Annotated in this window: 22 protein-coding genes; 9 read left to right on the top strand and 13 right to left on the bottom strand. The window is 62.0% G+C overall.

The features are described 5' to 3' along the window. Nucleotides 1-2: 2 nt before the first annotated feature. Complete coding sequence (gene mltF / locus AT959_RS12400; protein WP_066883536.1) at nt 3-1,409, top strand: membrane-bound lytic murein transglycosylase MltF; 1,407 nt, start codon at nt 3-5, stop codon at nt 1,407-1,409. On the opposite strand, the gene serS is transcribed toward mltF, so the two are convergent. The 3 genes from serS to AT959_RS12385 form a co-directional block, all read right to left on the bottom strand. Further along, nucleotides 1,399-2,679 carry a serine--tRNA ligase gene (gene serS / locus AT959_RS12395; RefSeq protein WP_066883534.1) on the bottom strand — a complete coding sequence of 427 codons (1,281 nt, stop codon included), beginning with the start codon at nt 2,677-2,679 and terminating at the stop codon, nt 1,399-1,401. The genes mltF and serS overlap by 11 nt on opposite strands. 64 nt (nt 2,680-2,743) lie before the next feature. Next, the gene (locus tag AT959_RS12390; protein ID WP_240481823.1) at nt 2,744-3,319 is read right to left on the bottom strand and encodes a DUF4126 domain-containing protein; all 576 of its coding nucleotides are present in this window, start codon (nt 3,317-3,319) and stop codon (nt 2,744-2,746) included. After that, nucleotides 3,319-4,632, bottom strand: a complete 1,314-nt coding sequence (locus tag AT959_RS12385; RefSeq protein WP_066883532.1) for a replication-associated recombination protein A — start codon at nt 4,630-4,632, stop codon at nt 3,319-3,321. The genes AT959_RS12390 and AT959_RS12385 overlap by 1 nt, the downstream gene beginning before the upstream one ends. Before the next feature lie 207 nt (nt 4,633-4,839). Here AT959_RS12385 and AT959_RS12380 point away from each other — a divergent pair, with 207 nt between their 5' ends. The 6 genes from AT959_RS12380 (at nt 4,840) to AT959_RS12355 (ending at nt 7,831) form a co-directional block, all read left to right on the top strand. Further along, nucleotides 4,840-5,454 (top strand): hypothetical protein, encoded by a 615-nt coding sequence (locus tag AT959_RS12380; RefSeq protein ID WP_066883531.1) that lies wholly within the window; start codon nt 4,840-4,842, stop codon nt 5,452-5,454. 29 nt (nt 5,455-5,483) lie between these two features. Continuing rightward, nucleotides 5,484-6,002 carry a DUF4231 domain-containing protein gene (locus AT959_RS12375; RefSeq protein ID WP_083518382.1) on the top strand — a complete coding sequence of 173 codons (519 nt, stop codon included), beginning with the start codon at nt 5,484-5,486 and terminating at the stop codon, nt 6,000-6,002. 57 nt (nt 6,003-6,059) lie between these two features. Further along, nucleotides 6,060-6,434 carry a MerR family transcriptional regulator gene (locus AT959_RS12370; RefSeq protein ID WP_205629910.1) on the top strand — a complete coding sequence of 125 codons (375 nt, stop codon included), beginning with the start codon at nt 6,060-6,062 and terminating at the stop codon, nt 6,432-6,434. A gap of 63 nt (nt 6,435-6,497) precedes the next feature. Continuing rightward, a complete protein-coding gene (locus AT959_RS12365; protein ID WP_066883526.1) occupies nt 6,498-7,076 on the top strand; it encodes an NAD(P)H-dependent oxidoreductase in 579 nt (192 codons plus the stop codon). A gap of 41 nt (nt 7,077-7,117) precedes the next feature. Beyond that, nucleotides 7,118-7,618, top strand: a complete 501-nt coding sequence (locus tag AT959_RS12360) for a GNAT family N-acetyltransferase (RefSeq protein WP_066883524.1) — start codon at nt 7,118-7,120, stop codon at nt 7,616-7,618. Between the two features lie 18 nt (nt 7,619-7,636). Next, entirely contained in the window at nt 7,637-7,831 is a 195-nt protein-coding gene (locus AT959_RS12355) for a tautomerase family protein (protein WP_066883522.1), read from the top strand. 112 nt (nt 7,832-7,943) lie between these two features. On the opposite strand, the gene lolA is transcribed toward AT959_RS12355, so the two are convergent. From lolA to AT959_RS12340, 3 genes are read right to left on the bottom strand one after another with little or no spacing between them, the layout of a single operon-like run. Beyond that, nucleotides 7,944-8,564 (bottom strand): outer membrane lipoprotein periplasmic chaperone LolA, encoded by a 621-nt coding sequence (gene lolA / locus AT959_RS12350; protein WP_066883520.1) that lies wholly within the window; start codon nt 8,562-8,564, stop codon nt 7,944-7,946. Further along, nucleotides 8,561-10,861, bottom strand: coding sequence for a DNA translocase FtsK (locus AT959_RS12345; RefSeq protein ID WP_066883518.1), 2,301 nt, complete (start codon nt 10,859-10,861; stop codon nt 8,561-8,563). Before AT959_RS12345 ends, lolA begins: the two co-directional genes overlap by 4 nt. 2 nt (nt 10,862-10,863) lie before the next feature. Further along, nucleotides 10,864-11,526, bottom strand: coding sequence for a Crp/Fnr family transcriptional regulator (locus AT959_RS12340; protein ID WP_066883516.1), 663 nt, complete (start codon nt 11,524-11,526; stop codon nt 10,864-10,866). 129 nt (nt 11,527-11,655) lie between these two features. On the opposite strand from AT959_RS12340, the gene trxB reads away from it, so the two are divergent. Both trxB and AT959_RS12330 read left to right on the top strand, forming a co-directional pair. Beyond that, nucleotides 11,656-12,612: a thioredoxin-disulfide reductase gene (trxB, locus tag AT959_RS12335; protein ID WP_066884391.1), complete on the top strand. Its 957-nt coding sequence runs from the start codon at nt 11,656-11,658 to the stop codon at nt 12,610-12,612. 12 nt (nt 12,613-12,624) lie between these two features. After that, entirely contained in the window at nt 12,625-13,380 is a 756-nt protein-coding gene (locus tag AT959_RS12330) for a Smr/MutS family protein (protein ID WP_240481821.1), read from the top strand. Nucleotides 13,381-13,425: 45 nt separating this feature from the next. Here AT959_RS12330 and AT959_RS12325 read toward each other — a convergent pair whose 3' ends face one another. From AT959_RS12325 to rfaE1, 7 genes are read right to left on the bottom strand one after another with little or no spacing between them, the layout of a single operon-like run. Further along, a complete protein-coding gene (locus AT959_RS12325) occupies nt 13,426-13,764 on the bottom strand; it encodes a P-II family nitrogen regulator (protein WP_066883514.1) in 339 nt (112 codons plus the stop codon). A 27-nt stretch (nt 13,765-13,791) separates the two neighbouring features. After that, entirely contained in the window at nt 13,792-15,411 is a 1,620-nt protein-coding gene (locus AT959_RS12320; protein WP_066883512.1) for an NAD+ synthase, read from the bottom strand. A 12-nt stretch (nt 15,412-15,423) separates the two neighbouring features. After that, nucleotides 15,424-15,960, bottom strand: a complete 537-nt coding sequence (ppa, locus tag AT959_RS12315) for an inorganic diphosphatase (RefSeq protein WP_066883510.1) — start codon at nt 15,958-15,960, stop codon at nt 15,424-15,426. 60 nt (nt 15,961-16,020) lie between these two features. After that, a complete protein-coding gene (locus AT959_RS12310; protein WP_066883508.1) occupies nt 16,021-16,806 on the bottom strand; it encodes a 3'-5' exonuclease in 786 nt (261 codons plus the stop codon). Beyond that, entirely contained in the window at nt 16,803-17,702 is a 900-nt protein-coding gene (gene cysM / locus AT959_RS12305) for a cysteine synthase CysM (protein ID WP_066883506.1), read from the bottom strand. The genes AT959_RS12310 and cysM overlap by 4 nt, the downstream gene beginning before the upstream one ends. After that, nucleotides 17,695-18,693, bottom strand: coding sequence for an ADP-glyceromanno-heptose 6-epimerase (gene rfaD, locus AT959_RS12300; RefSeq protein WP_066883504.1), 999 nt, complete (start codon nt 18,691-18,693; stop codon nt 17,695-17,697). The genes cysM and rfaD overlap by 8 nt, the downstream gene beginning before the upstream one ends. A 9-nt stretch (nt 18,694-18,702) precedes the next feature. After that, nucleotides 18,703-19,629, bottom strand: coding sequence for a D-glycero-beta-D-manno-heptose-7-phosphate kinase (gene rfaE1 / locus AT959_RS12295; protein WP_066883502.1), 927 nt, complete (start codon nt 19,627-19,629; stop codon nt 18,703-18,705). Nucleotides 19,630-19,642: the final 13 nt, after the last annotated feature.

The following is a 19,642-nucleotide window of genomic DNA, read 5'->3' as shown; positions in this document are numbered from 1 at the left end:
AAATGCATCTGAAAATAGCCCTGTTACTGATTACTTTCTGTTTTTTTATCGCCGCTTGTGGCGAAAACGGTTCGCGCCTACCGTTTCCGACACCCGCCCAGCACGACCTGGTCGTTCTGACGCGAGGCGGGCCACTGACATATTCGAATGACGACAACGGCAATGGTGGCGGCCTGGAGCACGACCTGATCGAAATCTTCGCTCAGGAACTCGGCGTCGGCGTCAAATACATCGTTGCCCAGCCGAATGAAATGGCCGAGCGCCTGAACCGCAGCGATTACCACATCGCCGCTGCCTGGCTGTCGCCCAGTACCGATCCGCAAACCCAGGCGACGCCGCCGATTTTTCAGACCCGCGACCTGCTCGCCCAGCACGATGCCTCCCTGCCCCTGACCGAGGTCGCCCAGCTTGGCGGCAAAACGGTGCACGCCATGGCTGGTACGCGACAGGCCGAGACCCTGCGTCGCCTGGCCCGGGAAATTCCTGAGCTGAAGGTGGTCGAAGTCGGCCAGGGCGACATTCTCGATTTGCTCGAATCGCTCGGTAACGGCAAAGTTGAATATGTGGTGATGGATGGCAATCTGGAAGACATCGCCAGCCAGTTCGTGCCAACCCTGCGCACGACGCTAAGCCTGAGCCCGGAACACCCCATCGTCTGGCAACTGGGCCGCCACCCCAATGTCGAACTGGCCGCCCGCGCCAGCGCCTTCATCGAGCGCGTCCAGCGTGATGGCACGCTGGCCCGGCTGGAAGATCGCTATTTCGGCCACGTGCACCGCCTGAACCAGGGCGATGTCGTCAAGTTCCTCGGCGAGATCGAAACCACGCTGCCCAAGCTGCGCAAGCATTTCCACGTCGCCGAGTCGATTACCGGCATCGACTGGCGGCTGATTGCCGCGGTCGCCTATCACGAGTCGCACTGGGACGCGAACGCCACCAGCTACACCAACGTGCGCGGCATCATGATGCTGACTGAAGAGACAGCCGACCGCCTCGGGGTCAGCAACCGCCTCGACCCACGCGAGAGCATCGTCGCCGGCGCCCGCTACATCAATCTATTGAAGGACCAGCAGGCCGAGGATGTCGCCGAACCGGACCGGACCTGGCTGGCCCTCGCCGCCTACAATATCGGGCCGGGGCATTTCAATGCCGCCCGCCGGCTGGCCAAGCACCTGGGCGCCGATGCCGGCGCCTGGTTCGAGATGAAGCGCATCCTGCCGCTGCTCGCCCAGCCAAAGTATTACGAGAAGATCAAATCAAGCCGCGCCCGCGGTGGCGAGGCAGTCATCCTGGTCGAAAACATTCGCAGCTACTACGATATTCTGGTTCGCCACGAACCGGCCGCTCAGGCTGCCCCACCCCGCCTCAGCCTGCAGGGCGAAACGCGGGGCCTGCGCCTCAAGCGCTGAGTTTTTCCAGACCGCCCATGTAAGGACGCAGCACGGCCGGGATGGTGACGCTGCCGTCGGCATTCTGGTTGTTCTCGAGAATGGCGACCAGCGTCCGGCCGACGGCCAGGCCGGAACCGTTCAGCGTATGGCAGAGCTCCGGCTTGTTCTTGTCGTTGCGGAAACGGGCCTGCATGCGGCGGGCCTGGAAGGCGCCGAAGTTGGAGCAGGACGAAATCTCGCGATAGGTGTTCTGGGCCGGCAGCCAGACTTCGAGGTCGTAGGTCTTGGCGGCGGAAAAGCCCATGTCGCCGGAACAGAGCGCCATGCGGCGATACGGCAGTTCCAGCTTTTCGAGAATGATTTCGGCGTGGCGGGTCAGCGCCTCATGCGCCTCGGCCGATTGGTCCGGATGCACGACCTGGACCAACTCGACCTTGTCGAACTGATGCTGGCGGATCATGCCGCGTACGTCGCGACCGCCGGAACCGGCTTCGGAACGGAAGCACGGCGTATGGCAGACGAACTTCAGCGGCAGCGCTTCGGCGGCGAGGATTTCGTCGCGGACGATATTGGTCACCGGCACTTCGGCGGTCGGGATCAAGTAGAGCGGGTCCTGATCGCCGCGCAGCACCTTGAACAAGTCTTCCTCGAACTTCGGCAACTGGCCGGTGCCATGCAGGCTGGCCGCATTGACCAGGTACGGCGCATAGAGCTCGGTATAGCCGTGCTCGGTGCCGTGCGTGTCGAGCATGAACTGGGCGAGCGCCCGGTGCAGGCGAGCCAGGCCGCCCTTGAGCAGCGAAAAGCGCGAGCCGGAAATCTTGGCGGCGGTGGCAAAGTCGAGCTGGCCAAGGGCCTCGCCGACATCGGTGTGATCCTTGACTTCGAAATCGAAAGTACGCGGCGTTCCCCAGCGCTTGATTTCGACATTGCCGCTTTCATCGCTGCCGACCGGCACCGACTCGTCCGGAATATTCGGCAGCGCGGCCAGGATGGCATTGAACTTGTCGAGCAGTTCGCCGAGGCGGGCTTCAGAAGCCTTCAGCTCATCGCCCAGCGCGCCAACCTCGGCCATCACAGCGGAGGCATCCTCGCCCTTGCCCTTGAGCATGCCGATCTGCTTGGACAGCGCATTGCGCTGGGCCTGCAGTTCCTGGGTGCGCGTTTGCAGCGTCTTGCGCTCGGCTTCCAGCGCCTTGAATTCGGAAAAGTCGATCGGCTTGCCGCGCTTGGCCAGGCCTTCGGCCACGGCGTCGAGATTGGTACGAAGTTGTTGGATGTCGAGCATGGTTTTTCCTGTTTTTGTCCGGTCGACCGCAGGATTCAAGGAAAACGCGGCCCAAAAAGGGCAATTATACGCGACGCAGCAGTCGGCCCAAGGCACCGCCCAGCCGGTACAGCACGAAGCCGGCCAGCAACAGGAAGAGCGCCAGCAGGCCGAGAAAAAGTAGCGGTGAAGCGAGCATCACCGACAAGCCGCCGAGCACCATGCCCTCCTCGCCAAACGAGGCCAGCCAGTTGGAAAACGGTTCCGGCGAGGCATTGATCGCCAAGCGGCTGCTTGCCTTCGCGAAATGCGTGCCGGCGGTGATCGTGCCGCCGAGCAGCCCGGCCGCCACCATCCAGGCCGGATCGACCTCGCCCAAGGCAAAGGCGGCAAGCAAGGCGCCAGCCGGAATGCGAATGAAGGTCTGAAAGGCATCCCACAGTGAATCGAAAGCTGGCACCTTGTCGGCAACCAGCTCGGCCAGGGCCAACACCCCGGCGACGCCGATCACCAGCGGTTGCTGCAGGACGGCCAGCGTCGGTGGCAGCTGCAGGTAGCCGAGGTAAGAGAGCAGCCCGGCCAGGAAAACGACCAGATAGAGGCGCAAACCACTGGCCCAGGCCAGTCCGGCCGACAGGGCAACGGTCGGCAGCAGATCCATTATTTCTTGCCAGCCTTGCGGTCCAGCTCGCGCAGGTGAGCCAGCTTTTCGCCGATCTTGCCTTCCAGTCCGCGCGGCGTTGGCGCGTACCAGCCCGGCTCCGGCATCCCCTCCGGCAGGTAGCTTTCGCCGGCGGCGTAGGCCTCCGGCTCGTCGTGGGCGTAGCGGTAGGCGTGGCCGTAGCCGAGTTCCTTCATCAGCTTGGTCGGCGCATTGCGCAGATGTACCGGCACCGGCCGCGAGCCGTCCTTGCCGACAAAGGCCCGCGCCGCGTTGTAGGCGTTGTAGCCGGCATTCGACTTGGCGGCGACGGCGAGGTAGATCACCGCCTGGCCGAGAGCCAGTTCGCCCTCGGGCGAGCCGAGGCGCTCGTAGGTGGCGGCGGCGTCGTTGGCGATCTGCATGGCGCGCGGGTCGGCCAGGCCGATGTCTTCCCAGGCCATGCGGATGATGCGCCGGGCCAGGTAACGCGGATCGGCTCCGCCGTCCAGCATGCGACTCAGCCAGTAAAGCGCTCCGTCCGGACTGGAGCCGCGCACCGACTTGTGCAGGGCCGAAATCTGGTCGTAGAAGGCATCGCCGCCCTTGTCGAAGCGGCGCAGGTTCTGCGCCATGGTTTCTTCGATGAATTGACCGTCGACCGCCGGAATCCCGGCCGTATGCGCCGCCGTCCGCACCTGTTCGAGCAAGTTCAGCAAGCGCCGCGCATCGCCATCGGCCAGGCCGACCAGCCGCTCGCGCGCCTCGCCATCGAAGCTCAGGTCGGCCAGCGCCCGCTCGCAGGCGCGATCGAACAAAGCCCCCATCTCGGCCTCGTTGAGCGATTTCAGGACATAGACCGAAGCCCGCGACAGCAAGGCGGAATTGACTTCGAAAGAGGGATTTTCCGTGGTGGCACCGATGAAGGTCAGCAGCCCGGATTCGACGAAGGGCAGGAAACCATCCTGCTGCGCCTTGTTGAAACGGTGGATTTCATCGACGAAGAGAATCGTCCGCTTGCCCTGGCCGCGCCACAGCTCGGCCTGCGCCACCGCCTCGCGCACTTCCTTGATGCCCGAAAAAACCGCCGACAAGGCGATGAACTCGCACTGGAACTGCGTCGCCATCATCCGCGCCAGCGTCGTCTTGCCCACCCCCGGCGGCCCCCAGAGGATCATCGAATGCGGCTGCCCGGACTCGAACGCCAGGCGCAGCGGCTTGCCCGGCCCGAGCAGGTGCTGCTGGCCGATCACCTCGTCCGGCGTTTGCGGGCGCAGTTGTTCGGCCAGCGGGGCATTGCGGTCAACGGTGTTTTGGGAGAACAAATCGCTCAAGGGGAATCCTGTCCGGCAGCGCGGCCGACTGAGTGGCTGAACGACAGAGTTTACCGCCTGCCAGCCGCCCACCCAAGGCCAATACGTTCCCGCGGCCAGACGCCCACCATCCATTCGACATGGACTTGCGCCAGCCGTGTGCTACAAAGCAGGAAGGGTTCGATGATTTCCGCTCCGATGGCAGGTGGCACTTCAGGAGACTGCACCATGGATGCTTGGCAAAAGCTCGAAATTGTCAGCAAGGTCGTCGCGGCGATCCTGATTCCGCTGACCATCGCCTATCTGGGCAACGAAGTCGCCACGGCCAACAAGCAACGGGACAGCGAAACCAAGTTTGTCGAAATTGCCACGGCAATCTTGAGCAAGGAGCCGACAGCCGGTCAAACTCAGGACTCGAAGAACCTGCGCAAATGGGCGGTCGAAGTCATCGACCGCTTCTCCGGCGTGCCGATGCCGCGCGAAACCGCCGAAGCACTGATCCAGACGACCGCCTTGCCGCAGGTCGGCAAGGCCGCTGTGCCGACCGAGAGCCAGCCCGACGCGCCCGGCACCTGGGGTGTGGTCTTTGGTGGCGATCCGACGCTCGATGCCGCGAAGTTCGAGGTCACCAAGACGGCGGAAAAAATGGGCATCGGCCCCGGCGTCATCTTCCGGCGCTCCGGCTCGTTTCGCAGCGTCAAGGTCTACGTTTCCCGCGCCGAAGCCGAAGACGCCGCCGGCAAGGCACGCGCCGTCCGCCCCTCGGCCTATGTCGTCAACATGAGCACCTGGTGCCCGACCAGCACCGAAAAAGGCGGCTACTTCGAATGCAGCGCCCCCTAAGCAAAACTTGAATAATTGGAGGAGCATCCATGTCATCCCCTGAAACAAGCACGGACGGCTTTGCGCTGTTTGGTAGCTGGCGGCCTGCGGACTACATCGAACAACGGGTGAAGCAGTACCAGGCGTGGTACGACAAGAAAGCCGTCACCGCCAAGAGCAGTTACCTGCGCATGCGCACCACCATCGTTCTGGGTGGCGTTCTGGTGCCGGTCATCGTCAATAGCGCCATTCCCTACAAAGACCTGATTGCCTCGGTGATCAGCCTGGCTGTTGCCGCCTTCGTCGCGCTGGAAAGCGTTTACCACTACCGCGAGCAGTGGAAGAATTACCGCTCGACCGAACAGTTTCTCAGTCGTGAGCAAGTTCTTTTTCTAACCGGCGAAGGCGGCTACAAGGAGTTCAAGTGGGCGCCGGCGGCCTTTATCTATTTTGTCGAACGCTGCGAAGGGGCCATCGAAGCCGAAAATGCATCAACACTGAACGTCATGACACTGGCCCAGCAGGAAGCCAAGCCGGTGAAAACGAGTCAAGCACCGCCCCATATCTAAGCAGCCAGCTCACAGCCCATCCATTTCACATTGCAGAGACCTTCTCGAACCAAGGACATGATGTACATCGGTGAACTTGCCAAATTGACCGGTGCATCGCGCAAGGCGATACACCATTACGAAGCGCTTGGTTTGATTCCGCAGCCCCCGCGCAAAGGGCGATATCGCATCTATCGTGCAACGGATGTCGATCTGGTTGCCATGATCAAGTGTGCGCAGTCGCTGGGTTTCAGCCTCAAGGAAATCGCCGGCGTCACATCGGCGGCAGCGCAGACCGGAACGCTGCCCGCCGAGATGGTGCTTGAGTTGATCGAGCGCAAGCGGCAGACCTTGCGCCAAACGATCGACCGCGCCCTGGCCCATGATCGCCAGCTGGTTGCCTTGCAGGCGGATCTGCGGCGCAACGCCGGGCTATGCTCGAGCGCCGCTTGACTCTGCCCTTAGGGGGAGACTTTATGCTTGTCGCTACCGAAACCCTGCCAGAACCTGACAAACATGAGCAAACGCATCCTGGTCATCCTCGGCCACCCGGCACGCGACAGTTTTTGCGCCGCCTTGGCCGATTCATATGTTGAAGGCGCCAAAGCGGCGGGAAACGAGCTTGAATCGATCGCCCTTGGCAATTTGAGTTTTGACCCGGTGCTGCACAATGGCTACGCCACGATTCAGGATCTGGAACCGGATCTGGTGGCGGCTCAGGCAGCAATTGCCCGGGCACAGCATATCGTTTTCATCTACCCCATCTGGTGGGGCGCGATGCCGGCCTTGCTCAAGGGGTTTATCGATCGTGTCTTTCTGCCGGGCTTTGCCTTCAAATATCGGGATGATTCGATTTTCTGGGATCGCCTGCTTGCCGGGCGCTCTGCGCAGCTTCTGGTGACGATGGACACGCCGCCCTGGTACTTTCGCTGGCTGTACCGGATGCCGGGGCACAATCAGATGAAACGCACCATTCTCGAATTCAGCGGCATCAAGCCCGTCAGCATTTCTAGCTTCGGGCCGATACGCGGCTCAAGCGAGCAGCAACGGAACAAATGGCTGGCCCGCGTCCATGCCTATGGCCGCCAGGCCTGAACGACGCTGCCCCCCTCACCTTCTCCAACTTGCCAGCCCCAATGTCACTGAACCATCGCCCCGTTAATACGGCGGATATTCCTGTCATTTGCACTTTTCCGCAAAGTGAAGACGAGTCGCTTTTCTTTTTCCCCAAGGCGACATTTCCACTGCACCCCACGCAACTGCAGGCAGCCATCGCTCAGCGCGCCGACGCAACGGTTGTCGAGCGCCGTGGCGAAGTTGTCGCCTTCGCCAACTTCTACCGTTGGAAAGCCGGCGGTAGTTGCGCCATCGGAAATGTCATCGTTGCGCCGACCGCCCGTGGCTGCGGCATTGGACGCTATCTTGTAGAGAAAATGATTGGGCTCGCCTTCGCAAAACATCAGGCCGCCGAAGTCACGGTGTCCTGCTTCAATCACAACACGGCGGGCTTGCTGCTTTATCCGAAGCTCGGCTTTCAGCCTTATGCGCTAGAAGAGCGGCAGAGCAAGCACGGAAAGCGCTTAGCACTGGTTCATATGCGCTTGCCACGACCGGCAGCAAGCAACGTCACCTTTTGAACAACGGAAACCCTACCCATGCCATACGTCAATATCCAGATCACCAAAGGCGCCAGTCGGGCGCAAAAAGCCCAGTTGGTCAAAGAGGTCACCGATTCGCTGGTACGTGTACTCGGCAAAAAGCCGGAGCATACGCACATCGTCATTCAGGAAATCGATGAGGAAAACTGGGGATATTCAGGCCTGCTGACCGACGACTGGAAAAAGCTATAGCACCCAGCGGCCCGGATGCCTACAGGGGGCGCCGCCCCCTGCCAGACAACAGTGTCTGTCATTTTCCCCATTTTCGCGGGGTCGACCGCCGGAGTCGGGGATTCCGCCGAATTTATTCCCCGACCACGTCCACGCCGGCTGGCGGCGTAAATTTGAAGGTGGCGGCGGGTAGTGCCGGGTTGCGCTCAAGGCGGGAAAAGCGGATATGCGTCGTTTGCCCGAAGCTGTCCTGCAACTCCATCGCTTTCAGGTCGCTGCCGACCAGGCCGAGGCGGACTTTCTCGAAGCCGCTGTCGCCGGCCTTGGGCGTTGCCTCGACCCAGGTCATGCCCTCCGCCTCGCCGATATCCTTCAGACTGAAGTTCTTTTCCAGTTCGTTGCTGCCGGCCAATAAGGCGGCCGGCGAGCCGCTGACGGCCTGGCCGGCCTGGCGCACGGTCACTTGCTGCAGTTCGGGGTCGTAGATCCAGATCTTTTCGCCGTCGCCGACCACCAGTTGCGGATAAGGCTTGAGGATTTCCCAGCGCAGCTTGCCCGGCCGGGAAATGGCGAGCAGGCCGGACGACAATTGCGGCTTGCGGCCGCTCTTGCTGATCACGCTCTGCGCGAACTCGGCTTTCAGCGTCCGCGTGCCCTGCAGAAACTGGTGCAGCTGATCGATGGCGCCCGCCTGGGCGAGCAACGGGAAAAGAGTGATTGCTGCGGTGGACAGCAGTTTTACGGCAAATTTCATTCGGCTTCCTTGCGGGCCAGCACTTCACGACCGCCACGGCCATCCATCGAGGAAACCAGGCCGGCCTTTTCCATGGCTTCAATCAGTCGCGCCGAACGGTTGTAACCGATGCGCAGGTGGCGCTGGACCAGCGAGATCGAGGCCCTTTTGTTCTTCAGCACGATGTCGACCGCCTGGTCGTAGAGCGGATCGGCTTCGGCGTCGCCGCCGCCCTCGCCGCCTTCGCCGCCCTCTTCGTCGTCGCCGGCCGCCCCGTTGAGGATGTCCTCGACGTATTCCGGCGCCCCGGTTGCCTTCAGGTGTTCGACCACGCGATGCACCTCATCGTCGGAGACGAAGGCGCCATGGACGCGGGTCGGGTAGCCGGTCCCCGGCGCCAGATAGAGCATGTCACCCTGTCCAAGCAAGGCTTCGGCGCCCATCTGGTCGAGAATGGTCCGCGAGTCGATCTTGCTCGACACCTGGAAAGACAGCCGGGTCGGGATGTTGGCCTTGATCAGGCCGGTGATCACGTCCACGCTCGGGCGCTGCGTCGCCAGCACCAGGTGGATGCCCGAGGCGCGGGCCTTCTGGGCGAGACGGGCAATCTGCTCCTCGACCTTCTTGCCGACCACCATCATCAGGTCGGCCAGTTCGTCGATGATGACGACGATGAACGGCATGGCCTTCAACGGCTCGGGCGTTTCCGGCGTCAGCGACAGCGGATTCGGAATGTGTTCGCCGCGCTTTTCGGCATCGCGGATCTTGGTGTTGAGACCGGCGATGTTGCGCACGCCCATCGCCGACATCAGCTTGTAACGCTTTTCCATCTCGGTGACGCACCAGTGCAGCGCGTTGGCCGCCTGCTTCATGTCGGTGACGACCGGCGCCAGCAAATGCGGAATACCTTCGTAGATCGACAGTTCGAGCATTTTCGGGTCGACCATGATCAGGCGGACATGCTCCGGCTCGGACTTGTAGAGCATCGACAAAATCATCGCATTGACGCCGACCGACTTGCCGGAACCGGTTGTCCCGGCGACCAGCAGGTGCGGCGTCTTGGCCAGGTCGGCGACTACCGGCAGGCCGCCGATGTCCTTGCCGAGGCAGACGGTCAGCGGGCTGGTCATGTCGTTGTACGGCTTGCTGGAGATGATCTCGGAGAGTTTCACCGTCTGCCGCTTCGGGTTGGGCAACTCCAGCGCCATGCACGACTTGCCGGGCACCGTTTCGACGACGCGGATCGAGACCATGGCCAGGGCGCGGGCCAGGTCGCGCGCCAGATTGACGATCTGGGCGCCCTTGACGCCGACCGCCGGCTCGATTTCGTAACGGGTGATGACCGGCCCCGGCATCGCGGCCAGCACCTTGACCTGGACCCCGAAGTCGGCCAGCTTGCGCTCGATCAGCCGCGAGGTGTATTCCAGCGTTTCGGCGCTGACCGTCTCGGTCACCGGCGGCGCCGGGTCGAGCAGATGCAGCGGCGGCAACTGGCCGCCGACGATCGCCTCGGGGAACAGCGCGACCTGCTTCTCGCGCTCGATCCGGGCCTCGGCCTTCTTGGAAACGGGAATTTCCGGCTTCGGCGTTTCGATGATGATCGGTTCATACTGTTCGACGCGGCGCTTTTCTTCCTCGACGACCACCTCGCGCTGCTGCGCCACTTCCTTGCCGATCTGCCGATCACGCCAGGTATCGACCCGGCCATAGAAGAAGCCGGTGGCAGTTTCCAGGAAAGCCCCCAGGCGCTCGAAAGCCCACAGCCAGGACATGCCGGAAAATACGCTCCAGCCCGCCGCCATCGCCGCCAGCAGGAACATGGTGGCGCCGGTATAGCCCAATTGGCGGGCCAGAAGGCCGCTCATCTCGACCCCCAGGACGCCGCCTGGACTGAGCGGCAATGCCGCCTTGAGGCTGTAGAAACGCAGCGCTTCGAGCGCCGAACTGGCCACCAGTAGAAAAACAAAACCGGCCAGCGCTATGAACAACGGGCGACGGTCCTCCGCCCCCCAGGTATGCAGGCGACGCACGCCCCACCAGACGAACATGCCGAGCAGCACGATCCACCACCAGGCCGAAAGGCCAAAAATGTAGAGCATCAGATCGGCAATCCAGGCCCCGGCACGACCGGCCGGATTATGCAGGCTCTGCCCGACGACGGCATGCGACCAGCCCGGATCTTCCTTGTTGAAACCCCACAGCGCCATGCAGAGGAACAGCGCAATGGCGCCTACCCCCAACCAACGCGATTCCTGCAACAACGCACCAATTTTTTCCGGCAATGGGCTCGGTGTACTGCGATCAATCGTCCGCGCCATGCTCAAGCCCCGAGAATGACCACCTGGTCACCTTCAGTATGAATATATGCACTCAACTCCAGATCCCTCATCACCTTGCTGACCATTTCGCGCGAAGCACCAATCATCCGCGCCATGTCCTGCTTGGATATTTTCTTGCGAACGACACGACGGCCATCCACTTCCTCGGAAAGATCGAGCAGCAGGCGCGCGACGCGGCCATAAACATCAAGCAGCGCCAGGCTCTCAATCTTGCGGTCAGCCTCGCGCAAGCGGCGGACCAGGCTCTGCATCAACTTCTGCGCTACCTGGAAATTGTCCTGCATGCAGCGCTGGAAGGCATCCTTGCTCAGGCAGAGCAGCTCGCAGGCTTCGCTGGCGACGACGCTGGCCGAGCGCGGACTACCGTCGATCAACCCCATTTCACCGAAAAATTCGCCGGGGCCCAGCCAGGCGAGAATGATCTCGCGCCCCTCTTCGTCGCTGTTGGTCACCTTGGCCCGACCGCTGAGCAGGATATATAGCGAATCCGTATCGTCGCCGGCGCGGACGACGAAGGCGCCGCGCTCGACGCGTTTTCGGCCCGAAACCTTGGAGAGCTTCTCCAGTTCGACCTCATTCAGCCCGGCAAACAACGGTACATTGCGCAGGACAACCAGACTCAAGCCGAAATTGGTAGCGGACATAAATCATTTTCCGTTCATATAGTTACGCAACGATTATAAACTGCTTTCCCAAACAACATAGGAACTCGGGAAAAATCTGTGGCTCTGAGAAGGCTATAATTTTCCGTTCGACAACCCAAGAGGATGACCATGTCCCAACCCGCCCGCCACAGCCCGCTGATTATTCTCGGCTCCGGTCCTGCCGGTTACACCGCCGCCGTGTATGCCGCCCGCGCCAACCTGAAACCCGTGCTGATCACCGGCATGGCCCAAGGTGGCCAGCTGATGACCACGACCGACGTCGACAACTGGCCAGCCGATGCCGACGGCGTCCAGGGTCCGGAACTGATGGCCCGTTTCGAAGCCCACGCCCGCCGCTTCGACACCGAAATCATCTTCGACCACATCCACACCGCACAGCTGACCGAGAAGCCCTTCACGCTGACCGGCGATGCCGGCACCTACACCTGCGATGCCCTGATCATCGCCACCGGCGCTTCGGCCATGTATTTGGGCCTGCCTTCCGAGGAAAAATTCGCCGGCAAGGGCGTTTCCGCCTGCGCCACCTGCGACGGCTTCTTCTACCGCAACAAGCCGGTCGCCGTCGTCGGTGGCGGCGATACGGCCGTCGAGGAAGCACTTTACCTCGCCAACATCGCCAGTCATGTAACGCTTATTCACCGCCGCGACAAATTCCGCGCCGAGAAGATCATGCAGGACAAGCTGTTCGAAAAGGAAAAGGCCGGCAAGATCACCATCCTCTACAACAACGCCGTGGACGAAGTCCTTGGCGATGACTCCGGCGTCACCGGTCTGCGCATCAAGAATACGCAGACCGGCGCCATGCAGAATCTCGAGGTGCATGGCGTCTTCATCGCCATCGGTCACAAGCCGAATACCGACATGTTCGCCGGCCAACTGGCCATGGATGGCGGCTATCTGATCACCGAAGCCGGCCTCAAAGGCAACGCCACGCAGACCAGCATCCCCGGGGTTTTCGCGGCCGGCGACGTCGCCGACCAGATCTACAAGCAGGCCTGCATCTCGGCCGGCACCGGTTGCATGGCGGCGCTCGATGCCGAGCGTTACCTCGACCAGCTCAGCTAAGCGCCAACCGGCTTGATCGACCCGGAAGACCTTGCCGCCTTCCAGGCGGCGGTAGCGGACATTGCGCCGCTGCCGCCGGTCAACCGCGTCCAACTGCCGAAAACCAGGCCCCGGCGCCTCACCCCGCCGGCGCCAAGACTGCCGGAAAAACCAGAACGCTCGAAGCAACAGGCCGAACCAGCGCTGCCGGCACACTGGCAGGCCGCTGCCAGCAAGCCGCCAGCCGCCCTGCCGAGCGATCCGGAACTGGCGGCCTTTCAACTGGCAATGTCGGGCGTCCAGCCCCTGCCCGCCCCGAACCGGGTACTTCTCGGCGGCCCGTTGCCGCCCCCCTGCCCACAGCAGTTCGTAGCCGACGAGCAGGCGGCGCTGCACGAAAGCCTGCACGGCCCGATCGGCCTGCAAGACCGGCTGGAAGGCGGCGATGAGCCGAACTACCTGCGCCAGGGCCTGGCTGGCAGCATCCTCAAGGATCTGCGCCGCGGCCGCTGGGTGATTCAGGAGGAACTCGACCTGCACGGCCTGAATCGCGACGAAGCCCGCCACCTGCTCGGCAACTTCCTGGCTGAATGCCTGCACCATGGCACGCGCTGCGTCCGCATCATTCACGGCAAGGGGCATGGCTCGCCGCAGAAGCTTTCCATCCTGCGCCAACTGGTTCGTGGCTGGCTGATGCAGCGTATCGAGATCCTCGCCTTTTGCCAGGCCCGCCCGCAGGATGGCGGCGAGGGCGCCTTGATCGCGCTGTTGCGCTCCAGCAAAAAATAAAAAAGGCGACCGCAGTCGCCCTCTTCTGGCAGCAAGAAGCAGCGCTTAGATAGCGGCCTCGTTGGTTTCGCCGGTACGGATGCGGACGACCTGCTCGACCGCCGTCACGAAGATCTTGCCATCACCGATCTTGCCGGTGCGGGCGGCCTTGATGATGGCATCGATAGCGGCATCGACGTTCTCGGTGGCAACGACGATTTCGATCTTCACCTTGGGCAGGAAATCGACGACATACTCGGCGCCACGATACAGCTCGGTGTGGCCTTTCTGCCGGCCAAAACCCTTGACCTCGGTCACGGTCAGGCCGGTGATACCCACTTCCGACAGCGCTTCACGCACTTCGTCGAGTTTGAAGGGCTTGATGACGGCTTCGATTTTTTTCATGGTCTGTTTCCTCGGGAAGTCGGTTTCTTAGAATTCGTCTTGATAACGATTGGTAATAGGGTAACGCCAATCCTTGCCGAAACCACGCGGCGTGATGCGGATACCGACCGGCGACTGCCGGCGCTTGTATTCGGCAATCCGCAACAGGCGCACGACGCGACGCACGTCGGCTTCCGGCAAGCCGGCGGCGATGATCTCACGCGGACTGCGATCTTCTTCCATGTAGGCGCGGACGATGGCATCGAGCACCTCGTACGGCGGCAGAGAGTCCTGGTCGGTCTGGTCCGGCTTCAATTCGGCCGAAGGCGGCCGGACGATAATGTTCTCGGGAATGACCGGGCCGCTCTCGCCGCACAGCGTATTGCGGTAGCGCGACAGGCGATAGACCAGCGTCTTGTAGACGTCCTTGATCACCGCGAAGCCGCCGGCCATGTCGCCGTACAGCGTGCAGTAGCCAACCGCCATCTCCGACTTGTTGCCGGTGGTCAGCACCAGCGCACCAGTCTTGTTGGAGAGCGCCATCAGGATGTTGCCGCGAATGCGCGCCTGGATGTTCTCTTCGGTGGTGTCGGCCGGCAGACCGGCGAACAGCGGGTCGAGCATGGCGGCATAGGTCTGCATGGCCGGCGCGATGGCGATTTCGTCGTAACGCACGCCCAGCTTCTGGATCATCGCCCGCGAATCGTCGAGGCTCATCTGGGCGGTATATGGCGACGGCATCATCACCGCCCGCACTTTGTCGGCCCCCAGCGCGTCGACCGCGACGCACAGCGTCAAGGCCGAATCGATACCGCCGGAAAGGCCGATGATGGCGCCCTTGAAGCCGCTCTTGCCGATGTAGTCGCGAACGCCCAGCACCAGGGCCTGGTAGGCTTCGGCCTCGATCGACAATTCGCTCGCCATGTCGGCCGACTGCAAATTGCCGGCCGTGAAATCGACGATGCCGAGCGCTTCCTCGAATTGCGGCAGGCGCATCCGGCAGACTTTGTGCGCATCGAGGGCGAAAGAAGCACCGTCAAAGACCAGTTCATCCTGGCCGCCGACCAGATTGGCGTAGACGGCCGGCACCCCAGTCGCCTCGATCCGCTCGCCGAGTACCTGTGCCCGCTGCTGGTGTTTTTCCAGATGGCAGGGCGAGGCATTGAGCACCAGCATCAACTCGGCGCCAGCCGTGCAGGCCAGTTCGAAAGCGCCCGGCTCCCAGATATCGGCGCAAATATTGATGCCGCAACGAACCCCGGCGATGGTGACGACACAGGCTTCGCTGCCGGCTTCGAAATAACGCTGTTCGTCGAACACTTCGTAGTTGGGCAGGCGAATCTTGCGGTAGACCGCCTTTTTCTGGCCATTTTCAATGACCATGGCCGCGTTGTAGCAGTGGCCATCGCTTTCTTCCGGGTAGCCGACGACGAGGACAATTCCCTCGACCCGGCTCGCCAGATCATCCAGTGCCTGGTGGCAGGCCCGATAGAAATCGGGACGCAGCAACAGGTCTTCCGGCGGATAACCGCACAGCGACAACTCAGGCGTCAACAACACCTGGGCGCCGCGGGCCTTGGCCTGCGCGGCGCACTTCAAGATACGTTCGACGTTGCCCGTCAGGTCACCGACGGTGGCGTTGAACTGGGCAACGGCGATTCGCATCATACGGACGGCTTCTTACTTGGCTTCGGCCTGGTAACGGGCGACGCCTTCCATGATTTCGTTCTTGGCGGCATCAATACCCTGCCAGCCAACGATCTTGACCCACTTGCCCTTCTCCAGATCCTTGTAATGGGAGAAGAAGTGGGAGATCTGGTCACGCAGCAGTTGCGGAATGTCTTCGAAGGTCTTGGCGTCCTTGTAGAGCGGGGTCAACTTGTCGACCGGCACGGCCAGCAGCTTGGCGTCCTGACCGCCCTCGTCTTCCATGGCCAGCATGCCGAGCGGGCGGCAACGCACGACAACGCCCGGCGGCAGGCCGAACGGGGTCACGACCAGCACATCGACCGGGTCGCCGTCGCCGGCGATGGTGTTGTTGATGTAGCCGTAGTTGCACGGATAGTGCATCGCGGTACCCATGAAACGATCGACGAAAATCGCGCCGGATTCCTTGTCGACTTCGTACTTGACGGGGTCGGCGTGGGCGGTGATTTCGATGATGACGTTGAAGTCGTCGGGGAGGGACTTGCCGGAAGGAACGTTGTTAAGAGCCATCGTAATCTCTCTGCGTTTAGGTTTTGAGAACTTGTGATTATAACGCTGTGCTAAGCACTGTCAGTGCCAGGCGGCGAGAAACTCTTGCCAGTGCGGCGCCCCGATCTTGGCGAGCTGCGCCTTGACGAAGTCGATTTCCGCCCCTTCCTCGGCCGCTGTCAGTTCGCCGCGCAGGCGACGGAAGCGGTTATAGACGAGGTAGGTATTGATGACATCGGTTTCGCAATAGTCGCGAATTTCGGCGCTCTTGCCGGCCTGCCAGGCTTCCCAGACCTTGCCGCCATCCATGCCGAGCTTGCCGGGAAAGCCGTAGAGCTTGGCCAGGTCGTCGAGCGGCGCGTTGGCACGCGGGTTGTAGAGGGCCAACAGGTCCATCAGGTCGAGATGGCGCATGTGGTAGCGACTGATGTAGTTGTTCCACTTGAAATCGCGCGAATCGGCATAGTCGCCGTCGCCCAGATCCCAGTAGCGTGGCGCGCTGACTCCATGCAGCATGCCGCGATAGTGCAGCACCGGCAGGTCGAAGCCGCTACCGTTCCAGGAAACGATCTGCGGCGTGAATTTCTCGATGCCATCGAAGAAGCGCTGGATGATCTCGCCCTCGCCCTGCTCCGGTTCGGCCAGCGACCAGACCTTGAGGCCTTCGCTGGTGCGCAGCACACAGGAGATGGCGACGACGCGCTGCAGGTGCAACTGCAGGAAATCGTTGCCGGTCTTGGCCCGCCGCTGCTGGAAGGCGAGCTCGGCGACCTCGTCGTCGGAAAGCTCGCCGGGCAGATCGTTCAGGCGGCGCAGGCCGGCAACATCGGGAATCGTCTCGATATCGAAAACGAGGACCGGTTTCATGCCGGGAAAACGCCGGTCGACAGGTAGCGGTCGCCGCGATCGCAAATGATGCTGACGATCACCGCATTTTCCAGCGTCTGCGACAGGCGCAGCGCAACGGCCAGCGCCCCGCCCGAGGAAATGCCGGCGAAGATGCCCTCTTCCATCGCCAGACGGCGCGTCATCGCCTCGGCATCGGCCTGGCTGACGTATTCGATGCGGTCGACGTTGGTTTTGTCGTAAATCTTCGGCAGGTAGGCTTCCGGCCATTTGCGGATACCGGGAATCTGGCTACCCTCTTCCGGCTGGCAGCCAACGATCTGGATCGTCGGATTCTGCCCCTTCAGGTAGGCCGAGGTCCCCATGATGGTGCCGGTCGTGCCCATGCTGGAAACAAAGTGCGTCACCTTGCCGTCGGTATCACGCCAGATTTCCGGGCCGGTACCTTCGAGGTGGGCAAGCGGATTGTCCGGGTTGCCGAACTGGTCGAGGATGATGCCCTTGCCTTCGTCCCGCATCTTGTCGGCGACATCGCGCGCCAGCTCCATGCCGCCATCCTTGGGCGTCAGCACCAGCTCAGCGCCGTAGGCGCGCATGCTTTGCCGGCGCTCGATGCTCTGGTTTTCCGGCATGACCAGGATCATCCGGTAGCCCTTGATCGCCGCCGCCATCGCCAGCGCAATGCCGGTATTGCCGGAAGTCGCCTCAATCAGCGTATCGCCCGGCTTGATGTCGCCGCGCGCCTCGGCATGGACGATCATCGACAGAGCAGGCCGGTCCTTGACCGAACCGGCCGGATTGTTGCCTTCCAGCTTGGCGAGGATGACGTTGTTGCGCTTGTCGTTCTCCGCCCCCGGAATACGCACCAGGCGTACCAGCGGGGTGTTTCCGACAAAATCCTGCAGGGTTTTATACATTTTTATGGAGCCACTCGATGTATTGGGAGACGCCCTCCTCAACCGTCGCCATCGGAGCATCGTAGCCGGCAGCGCGCAAGCGGGTCAGATCGCCCTGCGTGAATGCCTGGTACTTGCCCTTCAAGGCCTCGGGGAAAGCGATATATTCGAGCAAACCCTGTGCCCGCAGTTCGTCCAGCGTTAGCGGCGCCTCGCTTTTTGCCTTGCGGCAGCCGTTGACCGCAGCAACCGCCACATCATTGAAACTCTGGGCCCGACCGGAGCCGAGATTGAAGATGCCGGACTTTTCCGGATGGTCCAGGAAGAAGAGATTGACCTTGGCGACATCGCCAACAAAGACGAAATCTCGCATCTGACCGCCGTTCTCGTAGCCATGCGAGCCTTCGAACAGCTTAACCTTGCCGTCGGCCTTGAACTGGTTGTAGTTGTGGAAGGCGACCGAGGCCATCCGCCCCTTGTGCGTCTCGCGCGGGCCATAGACGTTGAAATAGCGGAAACCGACGATCTGCGACGACGGGCTCTGGGCCAGACGCTGGCGCACCACCTGGTCGAACAGGAACTTGGAATAGCCGTAAACGTTGAGCGGGCCTTCATACTGGCGCTCTTCCTTGAAGATATTGCTGCCGCCGTAGGTCGCCGCGCTGGAAGCATAGAGCAACTGGACGTCCTGATCCTGGCACCAGTCGAGCAGGATCATGGAGTACCGGTAGTTGTTCTCCATCATGTAGCGGCCGTCGGTTTCCATGGTGTCGGAGCAGGCGCCTTCATGGAAAATCGCTTCGATCTCTCCATCGAAATGGCCGGCCTGGATGCGCTCGATGAAATCCTGCTTGTCGAGGTAATCGGCGATTTCGCAGTCGATCAGATTCTTGAACTTGTCGGCCTTGGTCAGGTTATCGACCGCGATGATCTTGGTGACGCCGCGCTCGTTGAGGGCCTTGACGATATTCGAACCAATGAAGCCGGCAGCGCCGGTAACGACTGTGTACATATTTATTCCTTACAGAGCTGCTGCGAGTTCTTGGCGGGTAACAACAGCGGTCCCCAGCTTGCCAACCACGATGCCGGCCGCCACATTGGCGACACGGATGGCTTCGGCCCAATCGGCACCTGCCGCGATCATCACGGCCAGCGTCGCAATCACCGTATCGCCGGCCCCGGAAACGTCGAACACTTCCCGCGCCAGGGCCGCCTGATGATGCGTTTCGCCATCAGCAAACAGGGTCATACCCTCTTCGCTACGCGTGACCAGCAAGGCTTCGAGACCGAGATCGGCGCGGAGTTTCTGCGATTTGGCGATCAGATCAGCTTCCGAGGACCAACGACCGACCACTTCGCGCAATTCGGAGCGGTTCGGGGTGATCACCGTCGCCCCGGCGTATTTTTCCCACTCGTCACCCTTCGGATCGACCAGCACCGGCTTGGCCGCGGCGCGGGCGATGCGGATCATCTCGGCGATGTGGGTCAGGCCGCCCTTGCCGTAATCCGACAGGATCACGACATCGGCATCGGCGACCCGACGCTCGAAATCGGCCAGCTTGGCCTGCAGGATTTCATGCGACGGCGGCGTTTCGAAGTCGATGCGCAGCAATTGCTGCTGACGTCCGATGACGCGCAACTTGACGATGGTGTCGATATCGCGGTCGACATGCAGGCCTGCATCGATCAGCCCCTCTTCGAGCAGGCGGCCGAGGGAACGCCCGGCATCGTCATCGCCAACCACCGACAGCAGCGCCGTCGTCGCCCCGAGTGAAGCCGCATTGCGGGCGACGTTGGCGGCTCCGCCCAGACGCTCCTCCTGCCGCTCAACCTTGACCACCGGTACCGGCGCCTCCGGCGAAATCCGGTTGACCTCGCCGAACCAGTAACGATCGAGCATCACATCGCCCACCACGAGCAGGCGAACCTGCGAAACTTTTTCCAGCATGCTGCCTACCGTC

It is taken from the genome of Dechloromonas denitrificans, from assembly GCF_001551835.1.
GTDB lineage: Bacteria > Pseudomonadota > Gammaproteobacteria > Burkholderiales > Rhodocyclaceae > Azonexus > Azonexus denitrificans.
Note: the sequence above shows the minus strand (reverse complement) of the source record. Positions and strands in the feature narration are given on the sequence as shown.